Annotated in this window: 14 protein-coding genes; 6 read left to right on the top strand and 8 right to left on the bottom strand. The window is 38.7% G+C overall.

Translation table 11 applies throughout. From position 1 onward, the window contains the following. Positions 1-66 precede the first annotated feature (66 nt). Complete coding sequence (locus tag ASU03_RS05110) at positions 67-1,671, bottom strand: ABC-F family ATPase (RefSeq protein WP_057830772.1); 1,605 nt, start codon at positions 1,669-1,671, stop codon at positions 67-69. Between the two features lie 310 nt (positions 1,672-1,981). Here ASU03_RS05110 and ASU03_RS05105 point away from each other — a divergent pair, with 310 nt between their 5' ends. Further along, positions 1,982-2,884: a radical SAM protein gene (locus tag ASU03_RS05105; protein ID WP_057830771.1), complete on the top strand. Its 903-nt coding sequence runs from the start codon at positions 1,982-1,984 to the stop codon at positions 2,882-2,884. A gap of 98 nt (positions 2,885-2,982) precedes the next feature. On the opposite strand, the gene ASU03_RS05100 is transcribed toward ASU03_RS05105, so the two are convergent. Together ASU03_RS05100 and ASU03_RS05095 are read right to left on the bottom strand one after the other, a co-directional pair. After that, a complete protein-coding gene (locus tag ASU03_RS05100) occupies positions 2,983-3,582 on the bottom strand; it encodes a GTP cyclohydrolase II (protein WP_057830770.1) in 600 nt (199 codons plus the stop codon). Positions 3,583-4,092: 510 nt separating this feature from the next. Continuing rightward, positions 4,093-5,001 carry a hydrogen peroxide-inducible genes activator gene (locus ASU03_RS05095; RefSeq protein WP_057830769.1) on the bottom strand — a complete coding sequence of 303 codons (909 nt, stop codon included), beginning with the start codon at positions 4,999-5,001 and terminating at the stop codon, positions 4,093-4,095. Positions 5,002-5,210: 209 nt separating this feature from the next. Between ASU03_RS05095 and katG the strand changes: the two genes are divergently transcribed. Next, the gene (katG, locus tag ASU03_RS05090; protein WP_057830768.1) at positions 5,211-7,433 is read left to right on the top strand and encodes a catalase/peroxidase HPI; all 2,223 of its coding nucleotides are present in this window, start codon (positions 5,211-5,213) and stop codon (positions 7,431-7,433) included. Positions 7,434-7,770: 337 nt separating this feature from the next. Next, positions 7,771-8,982, top strand: coding sequence for an EAL and HDOD domain-containing protein (locus ASU03_RS05085; protein ID WP_057830767.1), 1,212 nt, complete (start codon positions 7,771-7,773; stop codon positions 8,980-8,982). Positions 8,983-9,011: 29 nt separating this feature from the next. On the opposite strand, the gene ASU03_RS05080 is transcribed toward ASU03_RS05085, so the two are convergent. The 5 genes from ASU03_RS05080 to ASU03_RS05060 all read right to left on the bottom strand — a co-directional run bounded on the left by ASU03_RS05080 (position 9,012) and on the right by ASU03_RS05060 (position 13,771). Then, positions 9,012-11,054, bottom strand: a complete 2,043-nt coding sequence (locus ASU03_RS05080; protein ID WP_197411197.1) for a tetratricopeptide repeat-containing sensor histidine kinase — start codon at positions 11,052-11,054, stop codon at positions 9,012-9,014. 248 nt (positions 11,055-11,302) lie between these two features. After that, complete coding sequence (locus ASU03_RS05075; protein WP_057830765.1) at positions 11,303-12,232, bottom strand: hypothetical protein; 930 nt, start codon at positions 12,230-12,232, stop codon at positions 11,303-11,305. Positions 12,233-12,291: 59 nt separating this feature from the next. Next, positions 12,292-12,939 (bottom strand): hypothetical protein, encoded by a 648-nt coding sequence (locus tag ASU03_RS05070; RefSeq protein WP_057830764.1) that lies wholly within the window; start codon positions 12,937-12,939, stop codon positions 12,292-12,294. A gap of 25 nt (positions 12,940-12,964) precedes the next feature. After that, a complete protein-coding gene (locus tag ASU03_RS05065) occupies positions 12,965-13,426 on the bottom strand; it encodes a hypothetical protein (RefSeq protein WP_197411196.1) in 462 nt (153 codons plus the stop codon). Between the two features lie 84 nt (positions 13,427-13,510). Beyond that, positions 13,511-13,771 carry a DnaJ domain-containing protein gene (locus tag ASU03_RS05060; RefSeq protein WP_057830763.1) on the bottom strand — a complete coding sequence of 87 codons (261 nt, stop codon included), beginning with the start codon at positions 13,769-13,771 and terminating at the stop codon, positions 13,511-13,513. Between the two features lie 512 nt (positions 13,772-14,283). On the opposite strand from ASU03_RS05060, the gene ASU03_RS05055 reads away from it, so the two are divergent. From ASU03_RS05055 to ASU03_RS05045, 3 genes are all read left to right on the top strand, one after another. Beyond that, positions 14,284-14,943: a peptidylprolyl isomerase gene (locus tag ASU03_RS05055; RefSeq protein ID WP_057830762.1), complete on the top strand. Its 660-nt coding sequence runs from the start codon at positions 14,284-14,286 to the stop codon at positions 14,941-14,943. 80 nt (positions 14,944-15,023) lie between these two features. Next, positions 15,024-16,070 (top strand): endonuclease/exonuclease/phosphatase family protein, encoded by a 1,047-nt coding sequence (locus tag ASU03_RS05050; protein WP_057830761.1) that lies wholly within the window; start codon positions 15,024-15,026, stop codon positions 16,068-16,070. Between the two features lie 578 nt (positions 16,071-16,648). Next, positions 16,649-20,041 carry a PKD domain-containing protein gene (locus ASU03_RS05045; RefSeq protein WP_057830760.1) on the top strand — a complete coding sequence of 1,131 codons (3,393 nt, stop codon included), beginning with the start codon at positions 16,649-16,651 and terminating at the stop codon, positions 20,039-20,041. Positions 20,042-20,084 lie beyond the last annotated feature (43 nt).

The raw sequence follows: 20,084 nt of genomic DNA, 5'->3' as shown, positions 1-20,084 counted from the left end.
GACACTCGCTAATAAAATAGCGTGTGTCAGTTGTTTTCTTAACAATTAACCGTTAACCATTAACTATTATGCTACTTTTTTGGCTTCTATCTGACTAGCAAGGTATTCATCTAATGAACCTTGGAAGTTAACTAATTTTTTATCTTTAATATCAATAATACGTGTCGCCAAGCTTGAGACAAACTCACGGTCATGGCTAACAAAGATTAGTGTACCTTCAAACGCTTTAAGGGCGTTATTTAAAGCATCAATCGCTTCTATATCCATGTGGTTAGTTGGTTCATCCATGATCAAGACATTAATATCTGCCATCATCAACATACCAAATAACAAGCGGTTCTTCTCACCACCTGAACAGTTACGTGCTTTTTTGTTGGCATCATCATCGGTAAACAATAAACGCCCTAACATACCACGAACACTTAAATCGTTGTGACAAGGTCTACGCCATTGTGACATCCAATCCATTAGCGTTAAGTCGTTATCAAAAAAAGAACCGCTATCTTGCGGGCAATAACCCACTGAAGCATTTTCAGACCACTTAACCACACCTTCATTGTGTTCTAATTCACTCATTAAACAGCGTAACAAGGTGGTTTTACCGACACCGTTTTCGCCGATAATGGCTAACTTGGCACCTGCTTCTAGCAATAAGTCACCCTTTTCAAATAACACTTTGCCATCAAAACCATGACCTAGGTTTTCCAGCTCTAAGGCTTGGCGATGCATTTTTTTACCTGGGGCAAAGGCCAGTTTAGGGCTAATCCGACTTGATGCTTTCACATCATCCAATTTAATTTTGTCCATTTTTTTAGCGCGTGAACTGGCTTGTTTCGCTTTTGAAGCATTGGCACCAAAGCGGTTAACAAAGTCTTGTAACTCGGCAATTTCTTCCACTTTTTTAGCATTACCTGATAATAACTGTTCACGTAATAAACTAGACTGCTCTAGGTAAAACTCATAATTACCTGGGTAAATACGTAATTCACCGTAATCAATATCGGCCATATGTGTACAAACAGCATTAAGGAAATGTCTATCATGAGAAATGATGATCATGGTGCATTTACGTTTGTTCAACTCACCTTCTAACCAAGTAATGGTATGAATATCCAAGTTGTTAGTCGGCTCATCGAGTAATAAAATATCAGGGTTGGCAAACAATGCTTGAGCAAGCAAAACACGTAACTTCCAACCTGGGGCAACTTGTTGCATGGAACCGTAATGAAAAGACTCATCAATGCCGGCTTCTAATAAGATTTCACCGGCGCGACTTTCAGCGGTGTAACCGTCCATTTCAGCAAATTCACTTTCTAATTCACCCGCGCGCATGCCATCGGCTTCACTCATTTCTTCTTGGGCATAAATAGCGTCACGTTCTTGCTTTACTTTCCATAAAGGCATATCACCCATGATCACAGTATCAATAACATTGAATTCTTCAAATGCGAACTGATCTTGGCCCAAAGTACTTACTTTGTTACCGGTACTGACCGAGATATTGCCTGAGCTTGGCGTTAACTCACCACTGAGTATTTTCATAAAGGTAGACTTGCCACAGCCATTTGCGCCAATCAAACCGTAACGGTGACCGTTGCCAAATTTAGCCGAGATATTTTCAAACAAAGGCTCTGCGCCAAATTGCATGGTGATATTACTTGTTGTGATGATAAGCCTATACTCCGAACGAAAAAGTGATCATGGATTTTTCAAGTCGCGCATTATAGCTGAGTTGGCGGTCTAATGATAATGATAATTAGATTAATTGTACAAATAACGAACTCATTTATGATGGCGGGATTGGGGGATTGTCCCGTAATCTTATTATGGGGTTATCATATACAGGTAGAGTTTAGGATTAAATTAGTCAATGAAATAGGCTATATCTGATAAACTACTTTTAACAAAGTAAGCTAAGTACAAGACCCAGTAGAGTCATTAATTACGCATTTAGCTTGCGCCTAACTAAGCAGAAATTATTATGTATCCTTTGAATTATATTGAACCGGTATTTCGCCCACCAAGTGAATGGAAAAGCCTAATATTACAAATCACTAATGGCTGCTCTTGGAATAAATGTACCTTCTGCGATATGTATACCAGCGAAAATAAAAAATTCAAACCAAAGAAAATTGACTTAATAGAGCAAGAAATTATCAAAGTTGCTGACTCAGGTATTACCACCAGACGGGTATTCCTAGCTGACGGTGACGCCATGATGTTGCCGTTCAAGCGTTTAAAAGAAATTCTCGAGTTAATCAAACGGCATTTACCACAAGTAGGTCGGGTCTCTAGTTATTGCTTACCGCGAAACCTAGGTAATAAAACAGTAGAACAATTAGCTGAGTTGCAAGCCTTAGGGTTAAAGTTAATGTATATCGGCTGTGAAAGTGGTGACGATGAAGTACTGGCGTTAATTAACAAAGGTGAGACTTACCAGAGTTCCTTAATTGCCTTAAAGAAAATCAAACAAGCGGGTATGAAAAGCTCAGTAATGATTTTAAATGGTCTAGGCGGCCCTGAGCTATCACGTCAGCACGCCATCAATTCAGCTAAATTGATGAATGAAGCGCAACCTAATTACTTATCAACACTGGTGGTGTCTTTCCCTTTGGGTGAACAACGCTTTGCACAAAAGTTCAGCCAAGCTTCATTGCAGCCCTTTCGTCAATTAACGCAGCAAGAGTTATTTAGCGAAATGGAAGTACTGTTATCAGAGCTTGAGTTAGAGAAAACCATTTTCCGCTCTGATCATGCCTCCAACTACTTAATACTTAAAGGGGTCTTAGGCCATGATAAGGAAGCGCTTTTGGGGCAAGTAAGGCAGGCTTTACAGCAGCCAAGTACGGCAAACTTAAGACAAGAATGGCAGCGAGGCTTATAAGTGGTTATGCGTTAGTAATAAAAACAAGTGGCACTGGTATATTATGAAAGCCCAATCTTAGAAAATAGGGCGTTGCCTCGCTATTTTTAGCTAAAATACTAATCTAATGTCAATTTATGACCCGCATCAGATATTTTTGCTTTGAGATAATCTACATTATCTTCCTTAATAAAGGTTGATGTACTGATAACTTCGGCAACCCTTAAGCCATAATCAGTTAACGCTTTAACTTTTAAATCGTTATTTGTCAGTAATTTCAAATGATGAATATTGAGTGCTTCTAGCATTTGTCCAGCTTCGGTAAAATCTCTCAGATCATCACCAAAACCTAAATGGTTATTCGCTTGGTAAGTATTCATTCCTTCGGATTGCAACTTGTAAGCATCAATCTTATTATATAAGCCAATACCACGGCCTTCCTGGCGTAGATAAATAATTACCCCCCCTTCAGCTGCCATAAGAGCAATCGCTTCATCAAGTTGCTCACCACAATCACAGCGAGATGAATGAAAAACATCGCCAGTTAAACATTCAGAGTGAATTCTAACAAGAGGGACTTTTTGCAAGGTATCTGCCTGACCCAAAACCAAGGCAACATGCTCTTTATCAGAAACTAGATCCTTAAATGACACCATTTCAGCGGGAATGTCACTATTTGGACCTATCTTTAATGAAATTCTTGTTCGTATCTCAGCCATAGCTACTACTTATCTATTAAACTATTAACCCAAAATGAGTTATCTCAGCATGAAACCAGCAATTAACTTAGCTGATTTAAAGTATAAATATTATACCTTAAACCTCTATACTGGTATGAATTTTATTCTCGACAATTTCATTATTAGTTATGCGTACCACCAACTGGATCATTAGTTTCTTGTGGTGAACCTGGCTCTGAAACATATATACCCGTGCCGACTTAATAGTCAGCCGTTTTATTTACTCTTTTGCTGGCAATACTGATCACCATAATAATTATTGGAGTAGTTGCAATTAAGGACAGATTTTTTAACGCCCGTGACAGTGAAAATTAATTTTATATTGCTTGTTACCGTACTAACCACCTGATTAATTACACGATTAATTATACTTTTCATAAATGTTCACCTTGTTTATTTAAGATGAACCTAGTGTGCACCACTCTCATCATTCAGTAAATTTAACAATATCGAATATATACTTCGATTAAACTAAAGTACCTTATCGAACTAAGGCAAACTACATTTATCGGTTAATTGCTCAGTAAAAATATCTTTTAGCATGGTCAACTCTTTGGTCCTGACATAGTTGGGTCTAATCACTAAGGCTATGGTTCTATGTGGGCCGGGTTCATTTAAATGAATAGCCCTCAGCTCTGATTCATTATAGGTTAATTGATCTAATGCCATTTGTGGTACTAGCGTGGTACCTAGCTTACCGGCGACCATTTGAATTAAGGTATGTAAACTGGCGGAATCAAAATCTGTGTATTGATTTTTGTTTTGTAATCGACAAGCCGCTAAGGCATGCTCTTTTAAACAATGACCGTCTTTTAACAACATCAACTTATCAAGCTCTAACTCTTCACTGGTAATTTCCTTAACGTCTTCCGGACATTCATCTTTATGACAAACCCAATAAAAGTCCTCTTGCCAAAAATCAAAACTTATTAACCCCTCTATTGGATAGGGTAATGCCAGTATAGCGGCATCAATTTCCCCGGTGCGCACCTTATCAACTAATATATGTGATTGTTCTTCAATGATTTTTAATTTAAAGCTCGGATACTGTTTTCTGACTTCGGGTAAGACTTTCGGTAACAGATAAGGGCCAATGGTCGGGATCACCCCTATGGCCATTGGGCTCGAAAAGTATTGTTGATCGCTTTGCGCTATTTGTAACAGTTCGTCTAACTCCAACTTCACTTTTTTGGCTTTATCCAGTATTAATTGCCCCTTATTGGTGACTAATACCTGTTTATTATTGCGTTCAAATACCATAACCCCTAACTGTTTCTCAAGTTCAGTTATTGCGGTACTTAATGCTGATTGAGAGACATTGCACGCCTCTGCCGCCTTTTTAAAGTGTAAAGTTTTTTCAATGGCTAAGGCATAGTGCAGTTGTTTTAATGTGATCATATTTTAATGATTACCTAATGAAAATTTAATGTTAGCTTTTATTGAACATAAATATGATTTTAATCATAAAAGTAAAATTAGTCACTTCTTTGAGCATTGAAAAAATAGAAGCTTATCTTCAAGTTAATCAATTTGAAAAAAAACCTGCTCACTTCTACACTTTATATCAATAAATTTAGCCTTATTAATACCGTCAGAGGAATATCCATATGTTAAAAAAAACACTACCTATTGCCGCGGCAATTTCACTTGCGCTGTCATCACTGCTACTACCTACAACGGCGTTGGCTGCAAATGACATAAAAACCAATCAATTTTGGTGGCCTGAACAACTAGACCTGAGCTCACTGCGCCAACATGGCGCAGAATCAAATCCTTACGGCGAACAATTTAATTATGCCAAAGAGTTTGCCAGCCTTGATTTAACACAGCTTAAAGAAGATATTCAAAGCACGCTCACCGATTCAAAAGTTTGGTGGCCTGCCGATTGGGGCCATTATGGTCCATTGATGATACGCATGGCGTGGCACAGTGCGGGTGTTTATCGCGTGCACGATGGTCGTGGTGGTGCATCCGGTGGACAACAAAGATTCAACCCGCTAAATAGTTGGCCAGATAATGCCAATTTAGATAAAGCGCGGCGATTATTATGGCCCGTTAAACAAAAGTACGGCCGTAAAATTTCTTGGGCTGATTTAATGGTGCTATCCGGTAATGTTGCCCTTGAGTCCATGGGCTTTAAAACCTTTGGTTTTGCTGGTGGCAGAACAGATGACTGGGAACCCGATTTAGTTTACTGGGGACCAGAAACAGTCATGCTTACTGATAAGCGCCGAGATAAAAAGGGTAACTTAACCGGCCCACTGGCCGCGGTAGAAATGGGCTTGATTTATGTTAATCCGGAAGGGCCACATGGCAATCCTGATCCACTGTTAGCCGCTCAAGATATCAGAATGTCATTTGGCCGAATGGCGATGAATGATGAAGAAATAGTGGCATTACTTGCCGGTGGCCATACCTTAGGTAAGGCTCATGGCGCGAAAAAATCGAGTGAATGTATTGGCGCAGAGCCAGCAGCAGCGGAGATTGAAAGCCAAGGCCTAGGCTGGAAAAACAACTGTGGCACAGGCGTTGGCGCAGATACCATCACCAGTGGCTTAGAAGGCGCTTGGACGGTTACCCCAACGCAGTGGTCCTCTAACTACTTAGACAACCTAATGAAATTTAATTGGGTTCTGACTACAAGCCCTGCCGGTGCCAAGCAGTGGATTCCTGACAATAAAGCAGCCGCTAATTTAGTGCCGGATGCCCATATCGCCAATAAACGTCATGCACCCATCATGTTCACTACCGATATTGCCTTAAAGGAAGACCCGAGTTTTCGTAAAATTGTTGAGCGTTTTAGAAATGACCCAACTGAGTTTGATAAGGCCTTTGCTAAAGCTTGGTTTAAGTTAACCCACAGAGATATGGGCCCTAGAGCAAGATATCTTGGCGCAGACGTGCCAAGTGAAGTGTTAACCTGGCAAGACCCTATACCGGCGGTAACACAGCCGCTGATTAGCAGCCAGGATATCAGTAAGCTTAAAAAGCAAATTATTAACTCGGATTTAACCACAGCTGAGTTAGTAAGAACGGCTTGGGCGTCAGCGTCAAGTCATAGAGTCACTGATATGCGCGGTGGTGCCAATGGTGCTCGTATCAATCTTGCGCCACAAAATAGCTGGCCGGTAAATAACCCGAAAGAGTTAAACAAGGTATTAGATAAACTTGCAGAGATTCAGGCTAAGTACAATAAGCAATCGTCTTCGAGCCAAGTATCACTCGCTGACTTAATCGTCTTAGCTGGTGCAGCCGCCATCGAAAATGCAGCCAAACAAGGCGGAACTGACGTTACCGTGCCCTTTGTTCCTGGTCGTGCTGATGCGTTCCAAGCACAAACGAGTATTAAATCCTTTAATTACTTAAAACCGCAAGCCGATGGTTTCCGTAATTTTTACACGGATGAGAGCTATATGTCACCCGCTGAAATGCTAGTGGACAAAGCCAACTTGCTTGGTTTAAATGTCCCTGAAATGACGGTCCTTATTGGAGGTATGCGTTCACTTGATGCCAACTATGACGGCTCATCTTACGGGGTATTCACCAATAGACCAGGTGTATTAAGCAATGACTTCTTTGTCAACTTACTGGATATGTCGACCGTCTGGAGTAAAGATGAAGCTAACGTTGGCATTTATCTAGGTCATGACCGCGCGTCAGGCAAGCTAAAGTGGCAAGCAACCCCGGTGGATTTGATTTTTGGCTCTAGCTCAGAATTGAGAGCCATTGCCGAAGTTTACGCCTCAGACGATGCCGATAAAAAGTTCATTAATGACTTTATTGCCGCCTGGGTTAAGGTGATGCAATTAGATCGCTTTGACTTAAAATAACGTTAAAATAAGCTTAAAATAAAAAGCGAGTACTCGCTTTTTTCATTTCATCAATCTTTTTTAATACGGGCTTATAAATTTAATGCCCCTTTGATCCCTGCGCCATGCAGCATCCGCCGCAGTACAATGTTTAATATGGCGCTGCTTTATTTCATCAGGTACGCCACTCACCAGCCACTGTAGTAAAACGGGTGAATAACTCAGTTTCTTTGCCTATTTCCGAAAATATTTTTGTCCGAGTATTTCCTAGTAGCTTTACTAAAAAACACTTGAAAATATCACTCATTCGCTTTGTTAAGTGTATAGTTAACTAAAGCAGTTCAACCACTAATATTCCATGAAAAAAACCTATATTGCTCGCCAAGCCATATTAAACCATAAGTTAGAAACCATTGGCTATGAGCTATTCTTTAGAGATAGTCCTGACAATAAATTCCCAGAAATAGATCCCAACGTAGCCAGCGCTAAATTAATTATCCAAAACCATATTTATAGTGATATACAAACATTAAGCATGGGCAAGGTCGCCTTTATCAATTTCACAGAGTACTCTTTAATTCATAAATACCCGTTAATGTTTGATAAAAGTAGCATAGTGATTGAATTGGTTGGTCATAAAAAACCGACAAAAAACTTATTGAAAATTATTGCCTATTACCATGGCAAGGGTTACCAAATAGCTTTAACTGAGTATGACTTAGCGATTCACTGGGACGTGTTATTTCCCTATATAAGCATAATAAAAGTAAACTTAGAAAAAATTAATCCCAAACGGATAATTGCTGCCTTGCCTAGAATGAAGCCTTATAATATAAAGCTGGCCGCGGAAAGAGTTGAAACAAAATACCAAAGACAAGCTCTAGTCGAAATCGGTTTTACCTATTTCCAAGGCTATTTTTATCATCAACCGGAAATAGTCGCGGGGCAAAAACTAACCAGCCAAAAAACCAAAATGCTACAGTTATTAAGTGAAACCTTTAATAGACCTATAAATTATGACGAAGTGACTAAAATTATCAGTCACGATGTCAACCTCAGTATAGGTTTACTGAAAATGGTCAATAATGTTTCAACTGGCTCTAGGGTTGAAATCACTTCGCTAAAACAAGCAGCGGTCTACTTAGGTGATGATCAGTTATGCCAATTTGTCGCTATTTTAGCGCTATCAAATTTAACATCAGATACTGCAGATGAAGTGTGCCGACAGGCACTCATAACCGGAAAAATGATGGCAGAGCTAAGTCATAGTAATAGCTTTCAATCGGTGAGTGAATTTGCTTTTATCACCGGTTTACTCAGTGCCATTGAAGTGATGTTGGCCATACCCATGGCCCAAATAATCAAAACCATGCCTTTGGCTCCCCCCATTGAACAAGCGTTACTAAAACAAGCAGGCCCCTTAGGCGAGTTATTGAAGTTAACAACTGCGTTCATCTCAGGAAAAAATGGTGATATTAACCAATTAATTACCAGTAATGCCTTAAACAAACAAGTCATTCAGCAAGAGTTTCTCAACGCTAGCCAATGGTGTCATGATTTAGGTATCTAAGCCACACACCTTAACTCATTATTATTAAACTAAGCTGACTTTACCTTCAGGGGTAAAGTGATACAAAACATGATGCCCTTCTCTTGTTTGGGTATACATTGAATATTACCCAGCATAAGTTGCACCACTAGGTTGTATACTATGCTTAGTCCAATACCCAAATTTTTATTGCCCATAGTCGTGGTATAAAAGGGTTCAAAAACATCGTTCACCATCGCTGAATCAATGCCTTTACCGTTGTCTTGATAAGTAATTTCAAGCTGATCCTTTACTTTAGCAATCTCAATATTTATTTCTGGGCTTAGGGTATCCGCAAAAGCATGATCGATAGAATTAGCAATTAATTGGCTAAAAACCTTATTCAATGCTTCTGGATAGCCTAATATCCGCACCTTGCTGCCTGAGATATTAATGATGGGCTTATCTTGTTTAAGCAAGATTAAAATTAAATCAGTATGCTTAGATACATGTTCAAAAATTTCAAACTCTTGTTGCGTTTCCGCCTCCAAATTTTCAGAAATCATTTTAAATTGACTAATTAAGCCAGCGACTTTATTTATAGAATTTGAAGACAATTCACAACCTTTGTTCAAGTCAGCCATTAACGAATTAATCTCTGACTTCTTCACCCCTCCCCCCGCAATTAGTTTCCTAAAACATTCAACTTTTTCATGGATATGAGATACCCCGGTAACGGCTATGCCTAAAGGAGTATTTACTTGATGCGCCATTCTAGAAACTAAGGTCGTTAGCGCCGACATTTTCCCCGATTTAACGAGCTTCTCTTGAGTTTGTTGCAATTGAGTTAAGGTTAAAGATAGGTTAGCGTTTGTTTTTGCGATGACTTTTTTACTCTTTTGCACTGTCCATAAAAAAACAGCCAGAAGAATTACCATACAAAAACCAGAAATAAGCATGATTTTTGTTTTTTGTCGCTCACTATTAACTTGCAGCGCTTTAATTTCAGCATTCTTTTTTAGTTTTAATATATTGAGATCTTTATAAATTGACTCCGATGTATTGAGGTAACTAGCCAGTTTATCGCTGGTTTTACGTGTGATCACCTGCTCTAAGGTTTGCTGATAAAGTAAAGAGGCTTGATAAGCGCTTTGGTAATCTTGGCTATCAGCATATATCTGTCGTTGTAGGTCATAAGCCTTTGATAAACTGGTATTGTTTTTTTGTGTTTTCGCTGTCACTATCACTACTGTAATCACTTGTTGTGCTAATACATATTTATTACTGGCAATATAGACCTTAACTAAGGCTAACTTGCTAACCAATAAACCTTTGACAAAACCCGCTTGCTCTCTTATTTCAATGGCCTTATTAAAAGCCGTTTCTGCTTGCTGATAATTTTTTTTCTGGTAATAAAGCAGGCCAATATTTTGATAAGAAAATGAGGAATGAAATGTCAACTTATGCTCAAGTCGTATCGCCAGTGATTTTTCAAGCATCTCAAAAGATTTTATATAATTGCCCCCCTTTAAGTAGGCTTCACCTAGATTGTTATAGGCTGACGCCAAAACAGCAACATTATCATTCATTAACACTATTACTAACGCGGACTCTAAATAAGTAACCGCTTGTTTATAAAAACCTAATTTGATAAAAGCATACCCAATATTTCCTTCACTAATAGCTTGATAAGTACTGAACTCGGTAATGCTTTTTACTACACCATAGGCCTCTAAGTGGGTGCTCAATGACTTTTCAATACTATCCATATGCCAATAAACAATGGCTTTTGTGTTGTAGTAATGCCACAGAAAAATTTTATCACTTGCTAAATTGGCGATTTCCTTTACTTCTTCAATGGTTTTAAGTGCTACTTGATGATGATTTAAGTAAGTATTAGCTACCGCTTTATGCCTAATTATCTCAACTCTTTGTGTTGTCGTTAACTTTACTTTGCTCTTTGTTAACTGCTCTATTGCGGTAAGTGCCTGTTCAGGCTCAGAGACAACTAACGACTCTATCGTGGTTAATTTTTCGATAAGGCTTTTCTCATAATTAGCCCAAGCAAAGGAAAAAAACAAGAAAAGAAAGAGAGTTAACAGTGTCTGCTTCATTAGCATCATTAGACAATTAACCACTGGCTACAAGTATTAGAATTTAATTATAGTAATTAATTGGCCTATAGCTGGGACTTTAGTGAACTTTAGAAAAGAGTGATCATTACGGCCTGAGGGATGACTGCATGAAAAGGGGGATGGCTGACTTGGCTTGCCCATAGAAAAACACCAAGTCGGCTTTAACAAACACATAATTGAATAAACATGCATTTACTGGTACTTACTTACCTAAAACTATAATAATGCTATGGGCTTTCTTCTACATCTGGCCTTAAATAAGCGATATCATCTTCATCGTCACTATGAAAATCATAGCCACCCTCAAAGTCATCATTCAATTCGGCCGCTAGTGTTATAGGAAGTTCTAATATTTCTTGAATAAAAATAGAGATATCAGTTTGTTGATTAATAATGCTCTTAAATTCAGTAAAGTCTAATAACTCAATTTCTTGCAAATAACTTCTAGTGGGTATCGACAGTTGCTCGGTCAGTTTTACTATACAAGTCGCCAACTTTTCCAGCAGTAAGTCTTTCTCTGTACTGAGCAGATAAGTGTTAAACTTTTGATATAAAGAACTGGTAAATACTTTTTTATCAGAATCGATCAGTAATAAGGCAATCGCGGAATTAAGAAAACGTTGTAACTCAAATATCAGTATATTTTCATCATTTTCAATCAGCAGGGCATTAGCGCTATAGCGCGCGGCAATGCTTTTATAAACATCTAATAGCTTGGCACTTTTATAGCTTTCTTTCATAAAATTGTTATGCATAAGCCTAATGTCAGCGGTATCGTTAATTGCTAAGGCATAACTGCTGATCGAAATACCTTCAAAAAATGCTGGTGATACTTTCTTTAATTGGGCATATTTAGCCCAACCTGCTCTAAAACAATAAACAATGCCTTGAGTCTTGATGATCTCTTTTGCTTTATCGGCATCGTTATCACACAAATCTAACAAACCTAAATTGGTAATACCGAGAACAATTTCACAGCCTTTTTTAATTTGATCCGCATAAATTATCGATAAATTATCCGAGGCGATACGCAAAGACATATCAACTAATTGTTGTTTGCTCTTATGGATAAACTCCGAAGAAAAATAGCCGTCATTTTCTCCGTCTTTTAACACTAAAAGTAGAAAAGGATGGTTTCTTAACTCTGCAATTCTCATTAATGAATCCTAGTTATAGTAAGCTGTTGATTAAGGCTATGGTAATAGTTTTTTGCCCATCAAAGTGGTGCAAACATGTCATCGGTATCTATTGCTACTGATGTCACTCTTTGTTTATTAGCATTATCTTTCAACGCTTTTTCAACATTGTCTAACGTACCATTGCTACTAACCACCATAACTTCACGGTAGGATTCTTCATCGAGGGATTTGATTTTCATTAACAGCTCTTCAATACTGCCTGATACTTGCTCTTCGTCTTCTTCGAGTTCTGAAAAATCATGGCCAACAAATGGCAGAGACAAATATAATAGGCCAAAGTCATCTTCAACAATGGCTTTTAATACTTCTAGCTGTTTTTCTTCATCGTCTGAAGAAAGAAAAATTTGTGATAATAAACTCTGTGCTTCTGTTTGCGCACAAAACACATGGTCTTCATCCATATTTTGCCAATAAGAGGGCTCAACATTTAATAACTGCTTAATAGACTCGGCATCCATTAACCAAGTAGCGATAGAAGGAATGGTGGCATCGTGTTCTCTGACAATTTTAGCGACGGTTAAAATATCCATTTCGCTTAACACTGCCATCATTTTTTCATCACCTTCTTCAGAAGCAATTGCCTCTAATGAAGTACCTGCGCGTCTACCGCTTTGTTGTGCTATTTCGATAATATCGGTAGCCAGAGTTAATGCATTTTTTGTCACGGTTATTCCTTAGAAGGTAAATCTACTAGTAGTTCTCATCAAAATCATCCGATGCATAATCATCGACTTGTTCATAATTGTCTGGGGCAGCTTTTAAAGGCGTGGCATCGTAGCACTTATAAAAATGAATAAGTAAAACAGCAATTTTCAACTCCTGTTCGGCATGAGCCATCAGTTCAGTAATACAGGCTCTGGCATCAGTATGTACACCAACGAATGGCTTTACCTCCGCCCAAGAAGGTTCATCCATTAAGCCAAGTAACGCTAAGTTTTTATTATCAATTTTAATTTTTGTGGTGATAGCCATGGCTAATTGATCAACCATGCCACTAAATAATAAAGGCGTAGTATTTAACGGTGTAAATAAATTAGCTAAATATGTTGATAATAATTCAGGGTTTTCCGGATCAGTTAACGAGGTCATATTTTCTAAATACATAGAAAAATAATCAGTTAAATAATCAGGTATGTATTTTTCAATGTGCAAGGTTATTTCCTAATTACATGTTTTATACGTGAGAGTATTGTCTGCTTTATAAGTGATAAGTTCGCTTGGCGTTTAACTTAACGCTTAACTCAAGGCATTATGCCAAAAAGAATCTGCTACCACTCGGGGATCTGCTATAACGGTATAGTTACTTTTCAGGTACAAAGTACGCTTTTTAGGATCCGAAATAGCCTCATAGGCCTTTTGAATTAATTGGAATTTCTCGCCATCCTCAGTGCTAGTATTTTTATCTGGGTGATATTGATTAGCGAGTTTTCGATAGGCTTTTTTGATCTCGACCGTCGTTGCATTTCTAGCTACAGCTAACTGTTCAAAATAATCCATAGATTTACCACGACCTCTTATTGACGTTTTATCTTAACAACATCATTGTATTTATTTGCCTGTTAAGCATTGCCTGGGCTTCATCAATAACGCCCACCTAAGACCCTGAGAATAGTTTATTAACATCTATCCTGGGCCAAACATAAAAGCTAACATAGGGGTTAACCATTATAGCTATTTTAATCTAATCAAAACATTCTTGCTAACGTTATTTAATATAGTGACTTATATTGGCACATATAGCCTAAATCATTACCAATAACTGCCGATATCGTCAATAAACTTGGTAGAGTTGCTGCTGGCTAAATGATTTGCTTAGACTATTGCTTTATTGGATGTCGCGATGATGGCAGCAGGAAAAGTGAATAACGCCAGCTTTGCTCAGTAAAACACAGCCATTAAAAAATAATGGGGAATACTGTTATCTGCAACTTGATAGCTGATAACATCTGACAACACCCGATAAGTTAAAATACTTTCAACCCTTAAAATAACACCATAAGACCTTTTATATGAAGAATAACAATAAAATAATTGCTAGCCTTTTTTTAATAATCACCCTCTCGGCTTGTAGTGACGGCGATACGGCCATAAAACAAGCCGAGAGTTTTATTACTCACCAAGCTATAGATAAAACAGATCCAAGTTGGAAAACCCAATTAACTAAACCGCCATTACTTACCTTTACCCAAGGCAAAGATTATTTTTGGGAGCTGCAAACAAACCAGGGTAACCTCACCATCAAACTATTAACAGATTCAGCACCCATGCATGTTTCTAGTACCATTTACTTAACTAAGCTTGGTTTCTATGATGAGTTAATTTTTCATCGGGTAATTCCAGGATTTATGGCGCAAGGCGGTGATCCTTTAGGCAGTGGCTCAGGTAACCCAGGTTATAAATATGATGGCGAATTTGAAGGTACGGCAGATCATAGCGAAGCTGGCATGTTAAGCATGGCGAATTCAGGCCCAGGTACTGATGGCAGTCAATTTTTTATTACCTTTAAAGCAACACCTTTTTTAGATGGCAAACATACTGTTTTTGGTAAAGTTGTTAACGATGAAGAAGGTAGTTTAGCTAAAATTGAAGCCTTAGGCAGTAGACGTGGTAAAACCACAACCGAAGTTAAAATAATTAAAGCCTCAATTCGTATAGCCGACAGTGAATAAAGGAATTTAACCTTATCGTTATAGCAGATACATTAGCCGCCTCAGTAGTAGATACGCAACTTAAAATTGCCACCTTCAATTTGTTTAATTACCTTGAGCCACCCAATGCTTATTATGAGTTTGAGCGTATTTATAGTGCCGAGCAATGGCATAAAAAACAAAAATGGATAGCGGATTATTTACGTGAATATCAGCCTGACATTATTGGTTTTCAAGAAGTGTTTAGTACCGAGTCATTAAAAGAATTGGTTACCGCGCAAGGCTATAATTATTTTGCCGTGGTTGATCAACCCGAGGTTATTGATGATTTTATTTATCGACGTCCTGTGGTCGCCATTGCCTCTCGCTATCCTATTGTTGAGGTTGATGCGGTACGTCCTAATGCTGACCTTGCCCAAACATTAGGTTTGAGCAGTGACTTTTCTTTTAGCCGAAAAATAATCAGAGCGACGGTTGCAGTACCTCATCTAGGTAATTGTGATTGTTATGTGGTGCATTTTAAATCTAAGCGTTCAATGATTGATCTCGATGAGCAAGATAAAAGTAGAACACCAGAACAAGCTATTATTGACAGTCTAAAAGCACAAGTGGCTGGTAGTTGGGGCTCAACCATACAACGTGGCAGTGAAGCGACGTTATTAATGATTGAGATGATAGAGCGGCGAGAGACTACTGGTCAGCCCATGGTCTTAATGGGCGATTTCAATAATAGCTTAACGGATGGTGTGTTAAGTCATTTACTGACCAATACCTTACGTTTTGTCTCCCACATTGATCGCGATGCCTATCTGGCTAAATATTGTTTAAATGATGCTTGGGATTTATTGCAACTGGCGCTGGCTAAGGAAGTGAACGAAGCTGATGAACCTAATGCAGCTAATACTAAGCTAGCAGTAGGTCGAGCAGAAAAAGTACCGCGGACACCAACACATTATTTTGCTAATACTAGCTCGGTACTCGATTACATCTTATTGTCATGTGAATTTGATGCCAGCTATCACGACAGTCTTTATCAAGTCAGTAACTATGATACTTACGACCGACATTTAATTAATCCTATCTTCGCGCGTGATGGCGAAAGTACCGATCATGGCATAGTATTAGTGACCTTAACCTTAAGATCATAATGGTTAATATCATTAATTAGGGTGTGGCCTAAACGACAGTTCATGTATTGTCTGCAGTTTTCTTATCGACTGCCTTCCACCAAAATATAGGGGGGGAATTTTCACAACTGCAGCAGGCCTGTCTTGCAGGAGAACCAAATGGATGTGGTGAATAATTCCCAGAGCGCCCAACTCAGCAGAACATTCAATCACCAACTCACCTAAACCTCTATATATGCCAATTTTACTTAAAACGAAATATATGCCAATTTCACTTAAAACGAAATATAAATTATATCTATATTTATCAATCAAGTAGTATCAGTAACCCTTTAAATTAAAGTATAACGTATACAATATATTGTGCTTATAGTATGTTAATTACGTGTAAATTTTGATCGATAACTATACTATCCGTATAACCACTCGATGTTGCTTCAGTTACGCTGATATCTAGAAAAATTTGCACTTATATAACAATAAACTAACCAAGTGAATCGCTAATGACTTTTATTTTTTTCCAAGTTTTGGTTAAAAAAAGCAGGCAATTAGCGATTCAATGTTTTGATAATTATAACAATATAAACAGGATACATTTCATGTCATGTCTAAATAAAATCCCATCTTTGATGGCACTATTGCTGGCGGTTTCAACTACCACCACATTAGCGGGCCAAAAAGAAACTACATTTAACAGTATTCAACTTGCTAACGCTGCTAGTCAGGTTTGTGGTACCGATGAAAACAAGCAAAACTGGGGCGATTTGCAACAAGAAAACGAGCTGCAATTACAGCAAAAGCAAGCTAAAAATATGTTTAAAATGTCATCCCTGTCTAATACTTCAGCTACTTCTGCTGCCGCAGTTAATGGTGCGGGTGTTGATGGTCGTTATTATATCCCTGTGGTCGTACATGTTTACGGTAATGAATTTAATTGTAGCGATAGCAGTGCCTATTGTTTAACCGAAAGTAAAATCATTGATGCGTTAAATAAAACCAATGAAGATTTTCTTGGTACCAATACCCTTGATGGACCTATTTCTGCCGAGTTTGCCGCCATTCGCAGCAACCTAAATATTGAATTTGTCTTAGCAAAAAGAGATCCCAGCGGTAATGTAACTAACGGTATTGTGCGTTATGGTGCACAAGCAGGTTATGGTGACGGCGAAAAACTTGACGTTGCCATTGCTGCCGATGCTTGGGATAACTTCAAATATATGAACATTTATATAATGTCTGATCTATATAATGATGGTGCCACCAATAATTCAGGCGTTGCTTGGTATCCGCAATTAAGTATGTCTCAAGCCGGTTTGTCTCGTGTAGTTTATAACGGTGCTTTTATGGGCAGTAACATCAACGAAAACTCCCGTTCGATATTTACTCACGAATTTGGTCACTGGCTAAATTTACCCCATACTTTTGCTGGTGATGTTTGTTCAGTTCATCAAGCTGGTTTCTGTTCAATTACCGGTGATAACAACTGTGATACTCCACAAATGAGTAGCAGTATTTTACAAGATAATGCACTGAATTGCTTGGGTAAACCTACCAATACTGAAAACTTTATGCATTATTCTAACAACTACGCCATGTATACCCAAGGGCAAGTAAGTCGAATGACTGCGGCTCTGCATGGTCCAACCCGTTCGCCTTTATGGAGCAATAATAACCTTATTGCTGTTGGGTTGTCCGCATATACCAGTAATGCCACACATTCATGGGATGGTTCAGGTTTAGATACTGCGCCATCTGGGCAATTGATTGTTGACTTTACTAACTTGTCGGCATTAAAAGGCGAAACTAATACTTTCATCATAGATATGCCTGTAGGCACTGAAGCGGCGGCAATATATTTAAAAGGTTTTGATCAAGATCCTGATTTATATGTTAGTAAGGGCGTTGCGCCAAGTAAAAATGGTACTGATTGGGTTGCTAATTTTATCTCATTTAAATCACCAGGTACTCCTGAGTTAGTGACCATCTCTTCACCGTCAACAACACAAAGCTATTACGCGACCATCGATGCCTTTACCGATTATTCAAATGCCACGTTAGAAGTATTATCGGTTGACGATCCAAGCTTGTGTAATGGCTGTGAACGCATTTTCTTAGCTGAAGAAACGAATTTAGGTGCACTTGCAGGCAGTACAAAAAAATTATTTCAATTTCAAGTTCCTAGTGATGCAACCCGAGTTGTAGCGGTAATAGCTGGTGGCTATCAAGGCGACCCAGACATGTATGTGAGTATTAATTCAGTACCAACCACTACGGTTTCAGATTGTGGTCCTTGGAGCGCACCACGTTTGAGTGAATTCTGTGAGTTTGGCGCTGGCGGTGGTACCGTTAATGTCATGATTGACCCTTTCTTAGATTACAGTGAGGCTACTTTTAGACTTTATTATGAACGTATGGCTACTGTTGATCTTGGTTTACCTATCGCTGAAGCAAACGGTGCTTATAACGCAGTAATTGACGAAGTGATTAACTTTAGCAGCGCGGGCTCTGCAGATTCTAATGGCCATATTGTTAGCTTTTACTGGAACTTTGGTGACGGCAACAGCAGTACCTTAGAAAACCCAAGCCATGTTTACACTAACTCAGGTACTTTTACCGCCACTTTAACCATTATCGATAACGATGGTTATGAAGCAATAGATTCCAGTTTAGTGAACATTACATCAGGAAATACGGCACCGACAGCACAAACAGATGGCCCTTATGCCGCAGATGCTGGTCAGGTTATTAACTTTAGTAGTGCCGGTTCTTTTGACCAAGATGGCAGTATTACCAGTTATTTATGGAATTTTGGTGACAGTATTACCAGTACACTAGAAAATCCAAGCCATAGTTATCAATCTGCAGGTGAATATCAAGTTAGCTTAACCGTTACCGATAATAACCAAGCAGCAACGACGGTAATGACGAGTGCAACCATAACACCAGTAGTAGTGAGTAATTATTGTTCAGTAACCGGCAATACGGGTTACGAATGGATTGCAAATGTTACTGCCGGTGGTATTTCTCATGATAGTGGTAAAGAGGGTTATGCGAATAACACCGCGATCAACATGCCATTGGTAGCGGGTAATAATACTTTCAGCTTAACCGCTGGTGGTAGTTACTCTGAACATTGGGCTGCTTGGGTTGATTTAAACCAAGATGGTATTTTTGATGCCTCTGAAAAACTACTGAGTGGTGTTTCTGGTCAAGGTACAGTGTCAGCTAACCTTGTTATTCCTAACGGTATGGCAGGTGTGCAAACTCGAATGAGAGTAGTAATGACCTATGGTAATGCCCCTTCAAATGCTTGTGGTAATTTAGGTGATGGTGAAGCAGAAGATTACACGGTAACTATAACGGCTAGCGAAAACATTGCTCCTATAGCTGTAGCTAATGGTGATTATAGTGCCTTCGTTGGCGACGCAATCAATTTTATTAGCATGGGCTCTAAAGATACCGATGGTAACATCGTGAGTTATCTTTGGACTTTTGGTGATAATAGCGAAAGCGCAGATGCTAACCCGATATACAGCTACGCGACTGTAGGTAATTATTCTGTGTCTTTAACCGTTACGGATAACGACGGAGCAAGTCATACAGATACGGCGATGGTTGTTGTTAGTGCACAGCGTTCAAATCTGGTTGATGCTTGTGCATCACAAGCAGCAATTACGGGTGGTTCATTGACCGCTGGTGTCGCAGCTTGTTTAGGTAGTAACAGCACCATATGGTTATCTATCGGTGATGTTTCTGCACATCAATCAGTAGCCATTACTACTGGCCATGGACAGGGTAATTTAGACGTATTATACAGTAACAACTCTTGGCCAAGTAACAGTAATTATGATGGGAAATCATTAGGTAATGGTAGTACTACTAACTGTATTACCTTGCCTGCTGGCACTAATTACTGGTCTTATCTTAAGTTAACAGGAGGCGGCAGTAACGCAACTATCCTAGTTGAGTTTGATTCAGCCCAGTGTAAATAAAAATAAAGATAAATAAAGATAAAATCGATTTTTAATAAATCCA

This window comes from Colwellia sp. TT2012 (assembly GCF_001440345.1).
In the GTDB taxonomy this organism is placed as follows: domain Bacteria; phylum Pseudomonadota; class Gammaproteobacteria; order Enterobacterales; family Alteromonadaceae; genus Colwellia.
This window is presented reverse-complemented; position numbering and strand designations above follow the sequence as displayed.